Source organism: Cupriavidus sp. BIC8F (assembly GCF_032465815.1).
Classification (GTDB): Bacteria; Pseudomonadota; Gammaproteobacteria; order Burkholderiales; family Burkholderiaceae; genus Cupriavidus; species Cupriavidus necator.
This window is the reverse complement of record NZ_CP136094.1, coordinates 3,018,386-3,036,794: the sequence shown is the minus strand read 5'-3', so window position 1 is coordinate 3,036,794 and position 18,409 is coordinate 3,018,386. Positions and strand designations below refer to the sequence as shown.

Here is an 18,409-nt window from a genome sequence, read left to right as displayed (position 1 = left end):
AGTGAAGGACGTTCTCAACGGCCATATTCAGACTCCAAAGCGTGCTGATGTATCAAGGCCTCCGCTTCATCTCGGGTCAGTGCCCCCGCATTTTTCCGTGCCAGCTGGTGCGCAACCGTGCGCTCCAGATCCTCGCATGATGGCTTGGCATCCGGGCCGTTCGGCACACCGATGAAATCGTCGGCGTATGGACGCGCATAGGGGTCGTTGGGTGTGGGCTTGCACGCCGCCTCAATCTCGGGAGGCCACACGGGATCGCTGCAAGTCACCAGCGTGAGCCACCTGAATGTCGCATCCAGCAAGATCATCGGCAGGAAGATCAGATCAACAGCAGACCTGAGGTCACCCCTGCAGATCCTGAAGCCCTCCCAAAAGCCCTCCTGTGGAGCCCAAAAACATTTGGGTTCAGGCAGGTTGGCGGGACCGTCTTGCATATAACGGCGGTAGTATTCCCACTGCTGCTGGGCCTGTTCCAGCGTGAACATCTGCTGCCCGAGAACGAAGGCACGAACCACATTACCGTCCGCGTCCAACTTGTAATGGCGTATGTCATACATCTCATAGCTACGCGACAAGCCACCCTTCTTGCTGACGCCCACGCAGAAGAACTCGTCGTTGCTCCATGGCACCTCCCATACGCTGTCAGCCCCTTTCGTGCGCATGGCATAGATGCGGTGGGTTTTTCGGTTCAGCCGGATCGGACGCCGCTTCAACGTGAAGAGGTTTCGTCGCATCGATTCACCGGCGACGAAGCCAAAGAAGCCGGTTGCCGAAGCCATCATGATTAGACCAATCAACATAGCAGGCCAGTATCCCGGGCGTCCTACCACTTCTGGTGAGTCATTTTTGAACCCGGAAATGATCATCGCGAAGCCGAGGAAACTGAGCGTCGCAAAAGCTAGGCTCAAGACCCAACCCTGACCGATCATCTGGATTCTTTTTTGCGACTCATCGATGATTTCCAAACGAGTCGAATCTATGCTGTAGACGTTACCGATTTCATCGGCAACTTCGCTGGAAGGCCTATCGATGTACAGGCGGTGCTGCAGCTGCCATGTGCCAGGCGGCTTTCCCTTCTCGCGAAAGTAAAGTGGTATGCGTTCATCCTTAGGATCCTAGCAAAAATAACTTGAACAATTACGTCTTGCGACGAGATGTTCGAGGTTTGATGCGGTAGTTCCACTCGCCATGAAATTCGTCGCGCTCAATGGCCACGGCAGCGAGTTCGGCGTCGCTGACCTTGATACCTGCGTCGTACATGTTCTCGTCCAGTTCCGCACGCACTTTCAGCCCTTCAGCGGTACTCACGCTGCCGATGAGGTTCACTACCACCTGACGCGTCAACAGCGGTCGGCCGCGCCAGTTGTTCGTGATATGGCAGAACAGGCGATGCTCGATCTTGTTCCACTTGCTCGTACCCGGCGGAAAGTGGCACACCTGCACAGCGAAACCGAGTTCGTCGGCCAGTCGCTGCAACTGCACCCGCCACAGCCGCACACGATACCCGTTGCTGCCACCGCAGTCGGCGGTGACCAGCAGTCGCCTGGCTTTCGGATACAACGGACGGCCCATCTCCAGCCACCAGCGACGGATGCTTTGAACCGCGAACTCGGCGGTGTCGTGGTTGATGCCCACGCTGACCCAGCCCTCGTTGGCCGTCACATCATAGACGCCATACGGGGCAACCTTGCCCAGTTCATCGTCGATGAAATCGTGCACACGCGCCTGCTCGGGTTGGCCCTTGGGCTGCCATTCGCGGCCAGCGTTCTTGAAATCGCCGATCAGCTCCTTCTTTTTCGTGTCCACCGAGATGACCGGCTGACGCTGGCGCTGATACTGCGCCACCTTGTCGGCGATGTAGTGGAACTGCGCGTCGCGGTCGGGGTGCTGCGCGCCTTCGCGTGTCTTGCGCACCGATTGCAAGCTGTAGCCCGTCTGCGTCAGCAGATCGCAGATCGTGCGCTGACTCACGCGATGCCCCAGCCGGTTGAGCTCTTCGGCCAGACGGGTGGTGCTCTTGCACGTCCATCGTAGTGCTGACATCGGGTCACCCCGGCTGGTCGGCTCCACCAGTGCATCCAGGTGCTCCAACAACCTCGCATCGAGCTCAGTTAGCCTCTTGCGCCCGCCTCCCGGGGCACGAATGCGCTTGGCCGTCATGTCCCGCGTCGCTCCACCGGCCGCTTCGAGTTCGGCCAGTCCCGCATAGATCGTGGTGCGCGAGATGCCTATCGCTTTGGCCACCAGACTCACGCCCCCACGCCCCAGGCTGCGCGCTTCGGCGGCGGCCCATAGGCGCAACGTCGCCTCATCAAGGCGCGCCTGCAGGGCCCGAAACTTCGCTTCGACTGCCTCGCTGATATCCATGTGCGCATCGTATAGACGCGAGGACAACTGTTCAAGTTATTTTTGCTAGGGTCCTTAGCCGGGAGTTTCATTTCTTGGCATCCTCGCTAACCTTAATGTCGAGTTGAAGAAACTCGGCCCATTCCTTCTCCATGGTGGTGTAGCGTTCGCCGTTCGCTTGCTTGCTGAAGCGGCAGCGCGCGGCCCACTTGAGTGTGGCCGGGTCGTCCAGGATCGCGATCCCCACGTTCACCGCGAAGAGTACGACCAGGAGAGGCCAAACCGGAGCGCCAACGAGAATCAGTTCTGCGGACATAAGCGCGGCGGTGCCTCCGGATAGAGCAGAGGCGCTGTACAGAACAAACAACGCGCGGTTGCCCTTTGTAAATTCGTCATACGCGTGATAGCCGTCCCAACCGACGCCGACAATTGCGCCCGCCAAGCCAATATACCTACCGCGTGCCGCCCATATCTCGCCTTTTGCTGTCCATTCCGCGCGTTCCATTAGACGCGATAAACGTGATACGTAAGGATGCGTTGCTGCCTTATCCAGCACGATGCCAGTCTGCTCGGCGAGGGTACCGACCATTGCCACGAGCCCCCCGGCCAGCTTGGTCCCCTTTTCGACCTCGTCGAACTCCCCGCCTGCACGAAAGGACTGCGTGGCGTGGTAGAGAGCCAGCCCCTGAAGGATGCAGGCAACTGCGCCGATATTGACGAAGCGGGAGCCCAGAGCTGCGGTAACTTGCCGGGCGCCCGGCACATCGCGCTCGGTGCGTAGTCGGAGCGCACCTAGTTCCGTGTTCTGCGCCAGGTCATTGGGATCGAACCAAATCACCTTGGCAGTCTGCGCCAGCCGCTTTGACGAGCGAGCTAAGGCGGCAGCTTCTTCGCGCCGTACCGAGCGGCCCAATTGCTTGTACAGGGCCGGGTTGACGCGTTCCAGGTCCGACAACACCGTGGCACGAAGGTCCACGAAATTCCTGTTATGCATCACGAGGCGGGCGCCGCCAAACAAGCCCAGACCAATCACGAAGACTCGCGCGGTCATCGTGCCCATCTTGGTTGCCAATGCGGGGATGATTTCGTCGGAAAGTACCCACGCCAAGCGCGGCAGCACGCCAAGCTTTGCAATGGCTTCTGGTAGGGAGAGGCCTCTGGCGGAAGCTTCAATCGCGTCAATCCCGCTCTTGAACACAGCGAACACAGCGCCTATCCCCTGATCTACGGGGTCAGCCACGGTGTCGATGATGGGCTGGTGGTTCAGCAATAGGGCGCGCGACAGTAGGTTGCTGTCCTTCGCGGGGTTCGCTTCCTCGTACCATCGCTTGATGACTTTGCGGCATTCGGCATTCTGCATCCCGTGTTCCAGGCAGCGCGTCAGAGCTTCGTTGTAATGGTAGCCGTGTGGCAACTCCATCTTGTCGTGGCGGTACTGCATATATGCGGCAAGCTGCGGGCTCATCAGCCACTGCGCATGGGACAACGAGATTGGAGCGATGACGTTCTCGTTGAGGGCCTTCAGTCTCGGAGTCAGGTCCTGGTGGCGCTTACTCTTGTCTAGCACGGCTTCATAGGGCGCCCAAGCCGCATCGCCGGCTGCCTTTTTCCTCGCAAGGCGAGTCGCTTCACGCTCCGCATCTTCGCGCTTCCATCGCTCGGCCGTCGCCTTTCCATTGAACACGGCCGACAGGAGTTCGTAGGCCGGAAATCCATCCGGCGTGGTCTTCATGCGCTCAGCCTCGGCCGCCGCGGCCTCCGCCTCTTTCGTGTGCTGCGCCTCGGCGTTGGCCCGGATGTTCGACTCAAGGCGATCCAGCAAGAAGTCCGTAGACTGATCCCAGATGACCGCGTTGTTCGCTTTCGGGTGCAGCTTGGGATTGGTCAGGATGCCCAGGTCCTCGGTGATTGCGAGCGGATCATTGAACGCCAGCATCATCGCCTTGCCAGGGGACACGATCTCCATCCGGTCCGCAAGCATCGAACCGCTTGTGGGGCCAATCGGAGCAATCTCGCCCAGGTTAATGGTTCCGGGTGGTGTCGCGCTCAGATACCGGAATGCTTGTTGCTGCGCTTCGGGCTTCATGGCGAACGATGCCACGCGCTTGTTGATCTCCGCCGCGCGGGCGGCGTGTGGCTGGTTCTGGTTGCCCATCCAGGCCGCTACGTCGAGGCATTGCATATGCGCCTTGCGCACATCAAGCTCGAACTTGTTCACATCCAGCTGTGCCTTGGTCCATGCCACATGCGAATAGGCATACCAGACATGCGTCGCGTGCGCGGGATCGGGAATGGTGAAATACAAGGATTCAAGGCTGTGGTGCGGACAAACACTGCAATTGAAAGCCTCCGGGACTTTGGCTGGCCCAGGATTCTCGGGAATGACCTTCCACAGGTGACCGCCCTTCATGACCACATAGGCATCCCACATCTGCATCGCTTCATGGAAGATGTACAGGAAGCCGGGGCGCATCGTGCGAAGGATGTACTGCACCCCGCTGCCGAGTTGCGCAGGGGCGTTCTCGATCTTGAAATTCCCTGAGAGTGGCGGCGCCCCGTTCTTGTCCTCCGGTCCGACGACGGCGTACCGGACCGGCAGCACGGCCAAACCGGGTTCATGGTGACAAAAATTGCACTCCTTCACCGGCTTGGAGCAGCGTTCTATCGTGCTGTCAACGTTGTACATGACCATGGTGGCGTTCCGATGATATTTGCCTGGCGTGCTGCGGGGACTGTCCGAAGAGTTCAGGCAACGCTGGCCCCGAGACGGTGATCGTGCCAGACGAAAACGGCAGGCGATTACCCATGCAAAGCACGCCGTGGAGTTGAACGTTCTCTTGCCGCAAAAAACACGTGACTTGATGCTTCGCGTTCGCGGCACGCCATTGCTGCGTTAGTCACCAAGTGATGACACGGCAACTCAGGCTCGATCTTAGAATCGGTGGGGGCGAGGGTTCAATCGGGCGAATCCTATTTTCCGAGGAGAATTCGGAGGCCAAAAGCAAGGAGAATTGAATTCCAAATGAACGCCGAGTACGCAAGAATGCAGAGGCGTCATCTGAGTGCCCGCGGGAAATTACCGGTGCAGGTCTGCACGGCGATTGCGCGCGAACTAACGGGAATTGTTTGGGCGATCGGCCAGCAGACAGAGATCGGCGGGGCCTGAGCGAACCGATACAGCGGCAGTGTGTTTGGGCCAGGTCCGGCAGCGGTGGAGCGCCCTCGCGGACACTAAGTGAACTTGAACGCCAGCGAAATTATGATCGGCCCCAGCACCGGCAGCAGCACGTTGGCAATGGCATAGGTAATGGTGTAGCCCAGCAACGGCACGGAGCTCTGGCTGGCGGCCAGGATGGCGCTGATCGCCGGGGTGCTCACGTGCTGCCCGGCAATCGCGCCAACCAGCAGCGGGCCTTCGATCTTCAGGATCTTGTGCCCGATCCACAAGGACAGGCACGCCGGCCCCAGCGACACCGCCAGCCCGATCAGCGGCAGCACCGCGCCGTGCTCGCGGATCAGCAAGATCGCATCCGGTCCGGCGGACAAGCCGACGCAGGCGACAAAGACCGCGAGGCCCAGGTCCTTCAGGATCTGCACGGCCGACCTCGGGAAGGTGCCGAGCGACGGCCTTCTTGAATTGATCCATCCGAACACCAGGCCGCTGAGAAGCGCCCCGCCGCCGCTGCCCAGCGAAATATGCATCCCGCCGAGGCTCAGGCTCAGGGTTCCCACCAGCAAGCCTGCCAGGATGCCCACGCACAGGAAGACCAGCTCGGTGACCTCGGTTGCCTTCGCTTCCACGCCGATTCCGGCAATGGCTTCGGACAGCGACGGCTCCAGGCCGACGATGGTGACCACATCCCCATGCTGCAGCGGCGTGGAACGCGTGATCGGCAGCGACATCCCCGAGCGCCGCACTTGCAGGATCCAGACTTCACGCAGGCGGCGTGCGCCGGCCAGGCGGGCCAGTTCGCCGATGGTCTTGCCATTGACCCTGGGCTTGTTCACGATGACCTGCTTTTCGACCAGCTGGATGGCATCCGTGTGGGCATCGGGTAGCAGGACTTCCGGCCCGATCAGGGAGGCAGCCTTCAGCAGGTTGCTGCGGATGCCCACCATGGCAAGGATATCGCCTGCCTGCACGGTATCGTCGTCGCCCAGGTCGATGGCGGCGCCGGCCCGTAGCACCTTGACGACCGAGGCCCGGCCGCCCACCTGGTGCTGGAGCTCGCCTAGCGTCATGCCGGCCGCCTGGTGCACGGAGTACGCGCGCCCGATCAGGCGCGGCAGTGCGGGTTGGGTGGCAACATCGTCCTCGGACGCGGCGTCCATCTTCGCCGCGACTTCCCTGGCGGCCTTGCGCAGGTCGATGCCCAGCAAGGCCGGGGCGATCTGGCTGGTGAAGAACACGATGCTGATCAGGCCGACCAGGTAGGTCAGCGTATAGGCCGTGGCGATATTGGCCTCATAGCGGCTCACGGTGGCGGCATCCAGGCCCAGGTGCTTCAGCGCTTCGGCGGCGGTGCCGACCACGGCGGATTCCGTCGCCGCACCGGCGGCCAGGCCCGCGGCGGTGCCGGGATCGAATCCCAGGTACGCCGCCGCACTGACGGCGATGGCGAGCACGACGATGGCTTCCACCACCGGTAAGACCATATAGCGCAGGCTCGACCGGTTCAGGTTGGCAAAGAACTGCGGCCCGCCGGAATAGCCCATGGCGAAGATAAACAACGCGAAGGCCATGTCCTTGAGCTCGCCGTGCATCTGGCAACCGGTCTGCCCCATGAACAGCGCGACGATCAGCGTGCCGCAGACGCCCCCTAGCTGGATCGGGCCCACGCGCGCCTTGCCGATGAAGTAACCCAGGCCCACGGTGATGAAGAGCACCATCAACGGGTTGCCGGCAAACAGATCAACGGAGCATTTCATAGGGGGCGTCGCTTGCGGGGGGCGTGATTGTCAGGGATTGAGCGCAGGCAATGCGGGCACGGCTTGCCGATGCCGGCGCACCGGCGCCCTGGCGGCATGGGGGCGCAGGGCCTGGGCCAACGGCGTGCCATTCCAGGCGGCCTGGGCGGGCATCGCGCCGTAGAGGTGGCGTTGCAGATCGGTCACGGCATCGGCAAGGGCGGCATCGCCAGCTGCCTCTGCCCACGCCGCGGGGGTGGTGCCGTGGGCGGCGCGCGTCCATGCCCCCAGCGCCTGGCCGGCGGCAGCGGCATTGCCCGCCTGGCAGGCTTGCAGCGTTGCTTCCAGCTGGGCGTCGGCACCTTCGGCGCGGACGCGCTTGTGCCCGGCCAGCCGCTGGCGCAGCCGGGCCAGCGCCGGCCGCATACGCCACCACAACAGCCCGGCTGCCAGCACAGCCAGCAGCCCCGCTGCCCCCCACAGCAACGTCCGCCATGGCAGGCCGCCCTCTCCCGGCAGCGCGCCGGCAGACGGACCGCCCGGGGCCAGCGCGCTGCCTGCGCGCGCGGCAGCCACCACCACCTTGACCGCGGGCGCTTCGGACTTTGCCGGCTTGCGGGTGGCCGGATCGACCCAATCCACTGTCACCGCCGGCAGCGTGTAGGTGCCGGTCCGCTCGAACACATAGGTGATGGCGTCCACGCGCGTGCCGCCCGGCCCGGGCGCGCCCTGGGCGTGGTCGGACAGCCGCGCATCGGCGCTGAAGACGCGCACCCCGGGCGGCGCCGCGGCGTGTGGCGGATGGATCATCATGGCCTGGGTCTGCGGCGCAAAGGTGGTGACGGTGCGCACCAGCGCATCGCCCGCGCGCAGCCGCACGGTGTCTTCGTCGTACGCATGGTCCAGCGCCTGCGTCACGGTAAGCCGGGCCACCGGCAGCAAGGGCCGTCCCGCCCCGGCGCCGGCCTTGACCGCGCCGCCGGCGCCCGCGCGGATCCGCGTGGATGGAAAGGTGACGCTGCCCTGGCGCGGCGCGCCGTCGTCGCCCGCATAAGTGAAGCGCACGGTCGCGGATGGCAGCTCGAAGTCGCCGTCCTGCTCGGCGGTAAAGGCATAGGTCTTGCGGATGCCGGCGTAGGCAACCCCATCGATGGTTTCGGTCGAGTTCAGCGCGCGTTGGTCAGGCATGGTGACGATGGCGCCCAGCACCTGGAGCTCCGGGAAGGCCGGCGCCGACATGAAGAAATTGGGCGCCAGGATGGTGACGTCGATGCTGATCTGCTGGCCGACCAGCACCGGCTGCTTCGCGCCCACTTCCACGCGCACGATGGGCTCGGCGGCGGCGCGCGCCAGCAAGGGCAGCCACAACGCCGCCATCAGCAAGACCAGCGGCGCAAGCTGGCGCAGCCACGCGTGCTGACACACGGCGCGGCCTCTCATCGCTGCCCCTGCTGCGGCGCGGCCTGCCCGCGCTGCAAGGCGAACTTGCGCTGCAGCAGGTCGGTCGGCGTGCTCTGGATCGCGCGCATCCACATTTCGGCGTCCTGCGTCAGGCCGATATGCATGGACTGGCCGCCCTGCTCCGGCGGCTTCGCGGCGTCGTATTTGATTTCATCCGGCGCCAGGTCGGGGGGCTGTTCCAGGTCGTTGGGGTCTTGCTTGTCCTTCGGTTTCTGTTGCGCCAGCAGCTTATCCATCAACGCCAGGTTGGCCGTTGCCGCCGGCCATTGCGGCTGCCGCCTGAGCGCCTGGCGGTAGCGCGCGGCGGCCTGCCGGTACTGGCCCTGCCGCGCCAGCGCATTGCCCTGGTTGTAGTCGGACTGCGGTGAATCGACCAGCGCAAAGCTCTGCGCCGCCTGCGTGTACTGGCCGGCGCGATACTGGGCGATGCCACGCCACATCGCATCGTCGAACAGCGTCGCGGCGCGCGCGAAGTCGCCCTGCTCGAAGGCGCGGCGGCCCTGCTGGTCATGCGTCAGCCACAGGTCGGCAAAGCGCCACGGCCGTACCGCTTCGGCCTGCTGCGGCTGCGCGCGCGAGTCCTGCTGCGGCGCCGCCAACGCCAGCGCCAGCGCCAGCAGCAGGCCGGCAATCCAGCGCACGGTCCAGCCCTTGCGGAACCACAGCATCGCCAGGAGCGTGATCGGCAGCACCAGCCACCAGCCTTCGTCCTTCCAGCGCATGCGCTCGCCGGCCCGCATCTGCTCGAGGTGCGACTGCACATGGCGCTGCACCCACGCCACGTCGTCATCACTGCCCGGCGTAAAGGTGGCGACCGGTACGCCACTGTCGCCGCCAAAGCGCTTGACCGCGGCCACATCCAGGCGCGCGAACACGCGTGCCCCGTCCTGTTCGACAAAGCCGCCCTCGGCACCCGCGGCACCCGCGGCACCCGCGGCATTACGCAGCGGCCCGCCCTGCTGCGTGCCGATCGCCAGTACCACCGGCTGGCTGCGGCCGCTGTGCGCCTGCTCGCGGAAGGCTTTGGCCGCGGCGGGTTCCACGCCGTCGGTCAGGAACAGGATGGTGCCGGGCACCGGCTCGTGCGCCAGGTCGGCGTCGATGGTGCGCAACGCCTGCGCCATGTCGCGCCCCGGCACCGGCATGATGCGGGTCTGCAGTGCATCGGCAAAGGTCTGCAGCAGGTTGTTATCGTCCGTCAGCGGCAGCACCAGGTGCGTGGAGCCCGCATACGCATAGATCGCCGTGCGGCCGCCGTCGCGGCGCGCCAGCAGCGCCTTGATCTTGAGCTTGGCGCGCTCGAGCCGCGTCGGCGTGACGTCCACCGCGTCCATGGTGCGCGACAGGTCCACGGCAATCGCGAGCGGCGCCTTGTCGTCAAGAAACGGCGGCCGCTCCTGCCGCCAACTCGGCCCGGCCAGTGCGATGGCGCCCAGCGCCAGCAGCAGCGCGGTCAGGTGCACCGGGCGCAGCGCCACGCGGCGGCGTTCGCCGATCATCAGCGCATCGAGCAGGTGCGGTGCGATGGTCTGGCGCCAGCGCCGCCGCACGTCGCCGCGGCGCTGCACCGCCCACACCAGCAGCGCGGCCGGCACCAGCACCAGCAGCCACCACGGGCGCAGGAAATGGAAGTGCGCAAGCGTATCGAGCAGGGCCCGCATCAGCGTCCCTCCCCGGCGGCGTTCGCGATCTCGTCAGCCCCTGCAGCCGTGCCGCGCGGGCGCGACAGCCACGCCGAGTAGCTGAACATCAGCAACTGGTACACCAGCACCAGCGCCAGCGCTGCCCCCAGCGGCCACATGAACAGCTCGCGCCGCGGCCGCCATGACAACGTCTTCTGGTTGTGCGGCGTGATCCGGTCCAGGGTCGCGTAGATGGTTTCCAGCGCGGCCTGGTCGGCACCGAAGAAGTAGCGCCCGCCGGTCTGCGCGGCCAGCCGCTGCAGCACGCCGAGATCGACCTTGTCTTCGCCCGAAGCATTGGGGTCGCCGATGCCGATGGCATGCACCACCACCTTGCGCTCTTTGGCGATCCCCCCAGCGCGCTCGGGCGGCATCCGGCTGGCGGTGTCGTTGCCGTCGGTCAGCACGATCAGCACTTTCTCGGGCGCTTCGCTATGCTCGAACATCTTGATGCCGAGTCCGATGGCATCGCCCAGCGCAGTACTCGGCCCGGCCATGCCCGGCAGCAGGCCGGTGATCAGCGTCTGCACCAGCTGGTGATCCAGCGTGAACGGTGCCAGCGGATACGGCGCGTCGCCAAACACGATCAGGCCGATGCGGTCGCCGGGGCGCCTGGCGACAAAGCCGCTCACCACCTGCCGCACCGCCTGCACGCGCGGGATCAGCGCGCCCGACGGGTCGCGGAAGTCGCGCGTGTCCATCGACTGCGACAGATCCAGCGCGATCAGCAGGTCGCGCGCCGGCTGCACCTTCTTGATCGGCGCCTCCAGGAACTGCGGCCGCGCCAGCGCCGTCACCACCAGCGCCCACGCCAGCGGCGCCAGCACCCATTGCAGCCGGTTGCGGCGCGGCACCACGGCACCGGTGGCCGGGGTCAGGCCGGCGGCGCTGGCCACCTCGCCAAAGAACGGCAGGCGCACCGACGGGCTTTCCTCGCGATACGGCGGCAGCCACCACCATAGCAGCAGCGGCAGCGGCAGCAGCACGAAGAGCCAGGGGTATTCAAACTGGTACATGGTGCTCCGCGATCCAGCGCCGGCATGCGCCGGCCACGGCCTGCACCTGCGGCTCGGGCCACTGCGCCAGCACCGCGTCGTCGCGGTATTCGGCGTCCTGCACCAGCGCCGCCAGCAGCGGCGCGGCCTCCTGTGCGCGCCCGGCATGTGCCTGCAGGAACTCCGCCCAGCCGCCGCCAGCCAGGCTGGCAACCTGGGCGCGCGGCCACGCGGCCAGCGCCGTGCGCTTGAGCAGCACCGCCATCTGCCGCAGCGCGGCGACGCGGTGCTCGGGGTCAGCGCTCAGCGGCAGTCCTGCCAGTTCGGCCAGCGCCTCGCGCCGGTAGCGGTTGGCGCGGTAGCGCCGCCACGCGCGCCAGCCGGCCCAGGCCAGGACCAGCAGCAGCAAGGCGCCCGCGATCGGCCAGCCAATGGTCTGCGGCGCCCAGGATGGGGGCGGCGGCACCGCCACGTCCGCCAGCTTCGCCAGCGTCGCGACGCCCGTGCTGTCCGCAACGCCCGGCGCGGTGCTGTGCGTGAGACTCATCGCGCCGCTCCAGCGCGTTGCCGCACCGGCGGCTGCTGCAGCGGGCGGCCCAGCAGCCGGCGCAATTGCAGCGCCGTTTCCTCTGCCGCCGACAGCGGCAGCAGCGGCACGCCGATGGCGTGGTGCCAGTCCAGCAGCGCCTTGGCGAGCTTATCGACAAACTCCGCAATGCTGCGTCGCGTGGCCGCGTGGCCGAAGCCCAGCTCCACCTGCAGTTCGCCGTCGCTGACCACCAGCTGGCCGGACTCCGGCAACTCGCTCAGGAAGGGATCGTGGACCAGGATGGTCAGCACGTCGTTGCGCGCGGCCATTTCCAGCATCAGGTCGCGGGTGCGGTCGTCATGGCCGTCGAAATCGCTGATGACGATGACCAGGCAGTCGTGGCGCGCCATGCGCGCGGCGCGCTCCAGCGCCGCGTTCAGTTCCCCCGCGGCACGCCGCGATGGCGCATCGGCGCGCAGGGCCTGGTTGAAGCGCGCGATGCCGCCCAGCAACTGTTGCACGGCTTCGCGGCTGCGGCGCGGGGGAAACTCCTCGGTCTTCGCATCGCCGAACACCACGCCGCCGATGCGGTCGCCTTCGGCCAGCACGCGCCACGCGGCCAGCGCTGCCGCCTCGGCCGCGCTGACCGACTTCATCGCGCGCCGGCTGCCGAAGAACATATTGATGCGCTGGTCCACCACCAGCAGCACGGGACGGTCCTTTTCCTCGGTGTAGACGCGCACGTGCGGCTTGCCGGTGCGCGCGGTCACGCGCCAGTCCATGCTGCGGATATCGTCGCCGGGCAGGTACAGGCGCAGTTCTTCAAAGGTCAGCCCGCGCCCTCGCACCTTGGAGGCATGGCGTCCGGCCAGCACGCTGTGCACCGGCTGGCGCGGCAGGAAGTGGAAGTCGCGCGCGGCCACTTCCAGCGCGGCCAGCGCCGCCGCATCCACGCTGACGCCGGCGAGAGCCTCGGAAGACGGCCCCGGCACCGCTGGCGGCGCGGCGCGGGCGATGGCGCGGAACGGCAGACGCATCGGCTAGCCCTCGCCCGCCGTCAAGCCACCGCCACCCGCTGCACCAGGCGGTCGATCACGGCATCGGCGCCGATGCCGGCCGCATGCGCCTCGTACGACAGGATCAGCCGGTGGCGGAACACGTCGTACACCACCGCCTGGACATCCTCGGGCGTAACAAAATCGCGCCCGTGCAGCCATGCGTGCGCGCGCGCCACCTTGTCCAGCCCAATCGAGCCGCGCGGGCTCACGCCGATCTGGATCCACTTGTCAAGGTCGTCGTCCACCGGCTTGGGGGCGCGCGTGGCCTGCACCAGCGTGACGATGTAGCGCTCCACGGCCTCGCTGACATGGATGGCGTGGATCTCGGCGCGCGCGGTGAAGATCGCCTCCGGCGCCAGCCGCACGGCCTGCGCGCCACTACCCGCGGCGCCGCCCGCCTCTTCCTCGCGTGCCAGCTTCACGATGTCGGCCTCGGCCTTGGCTTCCGGATAACCCACGCCGACATGCATCAGAAAACGGTCCATCTGCGCCTCGGGCAGCGGGTAGGTGCCCTCCTGCTCGATCGGGTTCTGCGTGGCCATCACCAGGAACAGCGGCTCGAGCTTGTGCGTGGTGCCGCCGACGGTGACCTGGCGCTCTTCCATCGCTTCCAGCAAGGCCGCCTGCACCTTGGCTGGCGAACGGTTGACCTCATCGGCCAGCACCAGGTTGGCGAACACCGGACCGGCCTGGAAGCGGAACTCGCCCTTGCCCCCTTCGGTGAAATACACCTCGGAGCCGGTGATGTCCGCGGGGAGCAAGTCCGGCGTGAACTGGATCCGCGACAGCCGCGCATCGAGGTTGCGGGCCAGCATCTTGATGGCGCGGGTCTTGGCCAGTCCGGGCAGCCCTTCCACCAGCAGGTGGCCGTCGGCCAGCAGGCCCAGCAGAAGGCGTTCGATCATGCGTTGCTGCCCCACAATCGATTCGCCCATGCGCTGCTGCAGGGCCAGGACGTCGTCGCGTGCGCTCATGGCGTGTTCCTTGGTTCAGCCGGTGCGCGGCGGGCCGGGCGCGCCGATTGGCCGCCGACGAACCAGGCGTAGTAGGGATTGTCCGGATCGGCGCGCATGGCCTGCGTGATATGGCTGGCCCAGGCTTCGCGGTCGCCGCGGTAGGCATCCAGCCCGGCGCGGTAGAAGGTGTGCAGCACTTCCCGCTCGCGGCGCAGGTCGCGCCAGAACGCATCATCGGCGCCGGCCAGCGGCGGCTCGCTTTGCAGCGACAGCAGCCTGGACAGGGTTTCCGGGAAGGCGTCGCGGCGGACCCAGCCGGCGTACTCGATGCGCGGGCGGTCGTCGGTCACGGCCGGCGCGTCGGCCGCATACCAGTCCAGGCCGGCGCGGTCGGTGACCCAGGTCGCCATCAGCGCCGCCGGCGAGCGAATGCCCACGGCCTGCAGGGCGGCAGCAACCTCCGGCTGTTCAAAGCGCGTGCGGATGCGTACGGCATCCAGCTCCAGCGGCGACAGCGAGCCCACCAGCATCATCTCGTGCAGCTCGGTGGTCCACAGCATGGCGTGCGGAAATACGTCCAGGAAGCTGCGCACCAGCATGCGCGTGTCTTCGTCGTTCTGCGTCGGCAGCGGCAACCATTGCGCCACCAGCCCGCCGGGTTGCAGCCGCGCGGCCGCCAGGCGGTAGAAATCGGTCGAATACAGGTTCACCACGCCAGCCGCCGACGGCGGCGGCGGCTCCAGCGTGATCAGGTCGTACTGCTGCGTGCTTTGCAGCAGTTCACGCCGGCCGTCGCGCAGGCGGATGTCCATGCGCTTGTCGGCGGCCACGTCGAAATTGCCCTCGAACCTTGGCACCGCGCGCGCCACCGGCGGCAGCAGTTCCGCCACCACGCGGTGCTCCAGCCCTGGCCACGCCAGCGTGGCCCCCGCCGTAATACCGGTGCCCAAGCCAATCACTAACGCGGACTTCGGCGTGCCCTCATGCACGATCAGCGGCAACAGCGCCTGCAGGCGCATATAGCGCTGCGACGTCATGGCATCGCCCGAATTGGAAACACCCTGGATATAGAGCCGGCGGAAGCGGTTGCTGGACGAGGTCTGCTCGACCACCGCCACCGTGGCGCCGCGGCCTTCCTCGTAGAACACCACCTCACCGCCGCGCGCCCGCGCCAGCAACGTGGCGAGCCGGTCCGCCGGGGCCAGCGCCGCCGCAATCACGGCCAGCACGCCCACCATCGGCACGGCCCAGCGTGCGAGGGGCCGCACGCCACGGCCCAGCGCGACGGCGACCACGCCGACCAGGGCCGCCGCCACGGCCAGCAACGCCAGCGTATGCACCAACCCCAGGTATGGCACCAGCACAAAGCCGGCCAGCACCGTGCCGGCGATGCCGCCCACCGTATTGAGCGCCACCACGCTGCCCACGCCGGCGCCTACGCGCCGGCTGTCGACGCCCACGCGCAGCACAAACGGGAACGCCGCGCCCAGCAGCAAGGTTGGCACGAACACCACGCACAGCGCCGCCACCGCGAAACTGGCGCAGGCCGCCGCCAGGCCGCTGGCCGTGGCCGCCTGCACCCAGGCGGATACGGCCGACTGCGCGCGCAGCAGCCATTCGCCCAGCAGCACGATTTCCAGCAGGGCCACCAGGCCCGCGGCCGCGATCAGCATGCCGAACGCGCCCCACGGATCGCGCGCCCGGTCGGCGCGCCGCGCCGCGACCGCGCTGCCGATGGCAAGGCCCGCCAGGTAGGTGGCCAGCACAATGGTGAAGGCGAAGGCGCGCGTGCTGATGAACTGCACGATGGCCTGCGACCAGACCACTTCATAGCCCAGCGCGATGCCGCCGGCGATGGCATAGAGCACGAGTGCGAGCCTGCCGCCGGCCGCATCTCGTTCGGCCGTGCCGGCCGCCGCCTCAATGGGAGCATTGGCTGGCGCAGCCGCCGTGCCCGGCGCGCCCACGCGTGAAGACAGCACCAGGGCTGCGACGCCGGCAACACCGTTGAGCGCGGCCGCCGCCAGCGCACTGCCGGTAATACCCAGCCAGGGGATCAGAAGGAATCCAGCCAGCAGCGTCCCAGCAATCGCACCGGCAGTATTGGCCGCATAGAGCCAGCCGCCGTGTGCGCCGACGTTCCCTGCCCGCGGTGCCAATACGCGCATCAGCACCGGCAGCGTGCCACCCATCGCCGCCGCCGGCAGGATCACCAGCGTGAAGGGCAGCGCCCAGGCCAGCAGGCCGGCGCGGCTCTGCAGCCACGCGAACGGCATCGCCGAGCGCGCCAGCGCCAGCGTGGCGGCAATCGCCAGCACCAGCACGGCGAGCTCCAGCCAGGCGTACAACCTGAGGGGAGTGGCATGCCGGTCGGCCAGGCGCCCGAACAGCCAGCCACCCAGGGCCAGCCCGGCAAAAAATGCGCTCACGGCGGTGGTGACGGCGTGCACGTCCACGCCTACCACCAGCGCAAGCTGCTTGATCCACAACACCTGGAAAATGAGCCCCGCGGTGCCCGAGGCAAAAAGCAGCAGGGCAGGCACCAGCAGCACGTCGCGATGCGCCTGCAGATGCTGCTCCCGGGTTGTGGCGCTGTCTGCGCGCCTGGTCATGTCCGATCCATACCGCACCCTCCCCTTGCCGGAACTGGCGCCGGCACGCGTTTCTGCCATGGTGCGATCCTTTGTGGCTAAGCCAGCCGTCCCCTGCCATACAGGAAACGGCTGGCCGGACGTCGCCTTGCGGTGACTACTTCGCAGGCGGCTTTTCGAGGGATTTCATCAGCGCCTCGGTCATCTGGTCAATGCTGAAGCTTGCCGGCCGCTGGGAGGGCGGGTAGTCCTTGAACGTCTGAAGGAACGGCGCCACCCGATAGACAGCGTACTGCAGCAGGTAGGCGTTTTTCGTCGTCCAGTCATAGTACTGATCCGAGACGATGTCGGCGCGTTCATACGGATCCATGCGCAGATTGAAGATCTTCGGCGCGCGCAGGCATGTAAAGGGGTTGGCCCAAACCTGGAAGCCTCCCGGCTGGCGCTGCTCGCAGAAGACCGCCTTCCAGTCGTTGTAGCGGTATGCCACCAGCAGGCCATCGTCGTTGAAGTAGTAGAAGTCCTGGCGCGGCCCGGTATTGGTCTGCCCGGTCAGGTAGGGGACAAAGTTGTAGCCGTCCAGGTGCACCTTGAAGGTCTTGCCGCCGATGCTGGCGCCCTTGAGCAGCCGGTCCTTGATGTCGGTGTCTCCGGCCGCCGCCAGCAGCGTCGGGAACCAGTCCAGGCCCGAGATCATCGTGTTCGACACCGTATTGGGCTTGATCCGTCCCGGCCAGCGGATCAGGGCCGGCACCCGGAACGCGCCCTCCCAGTTGGTGTCCTTCTCGCTGCGGAACGGCGTGGTGGCGGCATCCGGCCAGGTGAACTGGTTCGGGCCATTGTCCGTGGTGTAGATGACGATCGTGTTGTCGGCGACCTTCAAATCATCGAGGGTCTTGAGCAGCTTGCCGACGTCGCCGTCGTGCTCGATCATGCCGTCGGCGTACTCATTGCCGGGCATGCCGCTCTGTCCCCGCATCGACTCCCGCACGTGCGTGAACAGGTGCATGCGCGTGGTGTTCATCCAGACGAAGAACGGCTTGTCGGCCTTCACCTGCTTTTCCATGAAGCCGATCGCCGCCGCCGTGGTTTCGTCGTCGATGGACTCCATGCGCTTGCGGCTCAGCGGTCCGGTGTCCTCGACCTTGCCGTCGGCGAAGGAATGGATCACGCCGCGCGGCGAGTTCGCCTTGACGAAGGCGGTGTCGTTCTTCGGGTAGTACGGGCGCTCAGGCTCCTCTTCAGCGTTCAGGTGGTAGAGGTTGCCGAAGAACTCGTCGAAACCGTGCGCGGTGGGCAAGTACTCGTTGCGGTCGCCGAGGTGGTTCTTGCCGAACTGGCCGGTCGCATAGCCAAGCGGTTTGAGTGCCTGCGCGATGGTCACGTTCTGCGCTTGCAGACCAACCGGCGCGCCCGGAATGCCCACCTTCAGCAGCCCCGTGCGCAGGCCGACCTCGCCGGTGATGAAGGTGGAGCGGCCTGCCGTGCAGCTGTTCTCGCCGTAATAGTCGGTGAACATCATGCCTTCGCGGGCGATACGGTCGATATTGGGCGTGCGGTAGCCCACCACGCCTTGACTGTAGGCGCTGATATTGGTCTGGCCGATATCGTCGCCAAAAATGACCAGGATGTTGGGCTTCTTGCCCGAGCTGGCACTGGCGGGCATTGCCGGGGCAGACGCCGCAGGGGCAGGCGCTTCAGCGGTGACGGGCGGGCTCTCCCTGGCGGGAGCCGGCGCTGCCGGTGCGGGCGCTCCGGCCGTCGGCGGCGCTGCAGCCGGTGCCTGCGCCTGCTTGGGCTCTTCCTGCTTGCCACAGCCGGCAACTGTCAGGATGGCGGCGGCAATGGCAAGCATTGCCAGGCCGCCCCCTCTCTTCACTGCT

The 18,409-nt window shown here is 66.5% G+C and carries 12 protein-coding genes; all 12 read right to left on the bottom strand.

The window, feature by feature from the left end:
- Positions 1-14: 14 nt before the first annotated feature.
- Positions 15-965: a DUF6708 domain-containing protein gene (locus RS901_RS14120; protein WP_316149396.1), complete on the bottom strand. Its 951-nt coding sequence runs from the start codon at positions 963-965 to the stop codon at positions 15-17.
- Positions 966-1,137: 172 nt separating this feature from the next.
- A complete protein-coding gene (locus RS901_RS14115; RefSeq protein ID WP_316149395.1) occupies positions 1,138-2,367 on the bottom strand; it encodes an ISAzo13 family transposase in 1,230 nt (409 codons plus the stop codon).
- Between the two features lie 67 nt (positions 2,368-2,434).
- Positions 2,435-5,038, bottom strand: coding sequence for a T6SS effector BTH_I2691 family protein (locus tag RS901_RS14110; RefSeq protein ID WP_316149394.1), 2,604 nt, complete (start codon positions 5,036-5,038; stop codon positions 2,435-2,437).
- A 539-nt stretch (positions 5,039-5,577) separates the two neighbouring features.
- Positions 5,578-7,275, bottom strand: coding sequence for an aspartate-alanine antiporter (gene aspT, locus RS901_RS14105; protein WP_316149393.1), 1,698 nt, complete (start codon positions 7,273-7,275; stop codon positions 5,578-5,580).
- A 30-nt stretch (positions 7,276-7,305) separates the two neighbouring features.
- The gene (locus tag RS901_RS14100; protein WP_316149392.1) at positions 7,306-8,694 is read right to left on the bottom strand and encodes a BatD family protein; all 1,389 of its coding nucleotides are present in this window, start codon (positions 8,692-8,694) and stop codon (positions 7,306-7,308) included.
- Positions 8,691-10,376 (bottom strand): vWA domain-containing protein, encoded by a 1,686-nt coding sequence (locus RS901_RS14095; RefSeq protein WP_316149391.1) that lies wholly within the window; start codon positions 10,374-10,376, stop codon positions 8,691-8,693. The genes RS901_RS14100 and RS901_RS14095 overlap by 4 nt, the downstream gene beginning before the upstream one ends.
- Positions 10,376-11,413 carry a VWA domain-containing protein gene (locus RS901_RS14090; protein ID WP_316149390.1) on the bottom strand — a complete coding sequence of 346 codons (1,038 nt, stop codon included), beginning with the start codon at positions 11,411-11,413 and terminating at the stop codon, positions 10,376-10,378. Before RS901_RS14090 ends, RS901_RS14095 begins: the two co-directional genes overlap by 1 nt.
- A complete protein-coding gene (locus RS901_RS14085; protein ID WP_316149389.1) occupies positions 11,400-11,939 on the bottom strand; it encodes a DUF4381 domain-containing protein in 540 nt (179 codons plus the stop codon). Before RS901_RS14085 ends, RS901_RS14090 begins: the two co-directional genes overlap by 14 nt.
- Positions 11,936-12,958, bottom strand: coding sequence for a DUF58 domain-containing protein (locus RS901_RS14080; RefSeq protein WP_316149388.1), 1,023 nt, complete (start codon positions 12,956-12,958; stop codon positions 11,936-11,938). Before RS901_RS14080 ends, RS901_RS14085 begins: the two co-directional genes overlap by 4 nt.
- Positions 12,959-12,978: 20 nt before the next feature.
- Positions 12,979-13,953, bottom strand: coding sequence for a MoxR family ATPase (locus RS901_RS14075; protein WP_316149387.1), 975 nt, complete (start codon positions 13,951-13,953; stop codon positions 12,979-12,981).
- Positions 13,950-16,547, bottom strand: a complete 2,598-nt coding sequence (locus RS901_RS14070) for a fused MFS/spermidine synthase (protein WP_410054117.1) — start codon at positions 16,545-16,547, stop codon at positions 13,950-13,952. The genes RS901_RS14075 and RS901_RS14070 overlap by 4 nt, the downstream gene beginning before the upstream one ends.
- Positions 16,548-16,683: 136 nt before the next feature.
- The gene (locus RS901_RS14065; RefSeq protein ID WP_410054174.1) at positions 16,684-18,381 is read right to left on the bottom strand and encodes an arylsulfatase; all 1,698 of its coding nucleotides are present in this window, start codon (positions 18,379-18,381) and stop codon (positions 16,684-16,686) included.
- Positions 18,382-18,409: the final 28 nt, after the last annotated feature.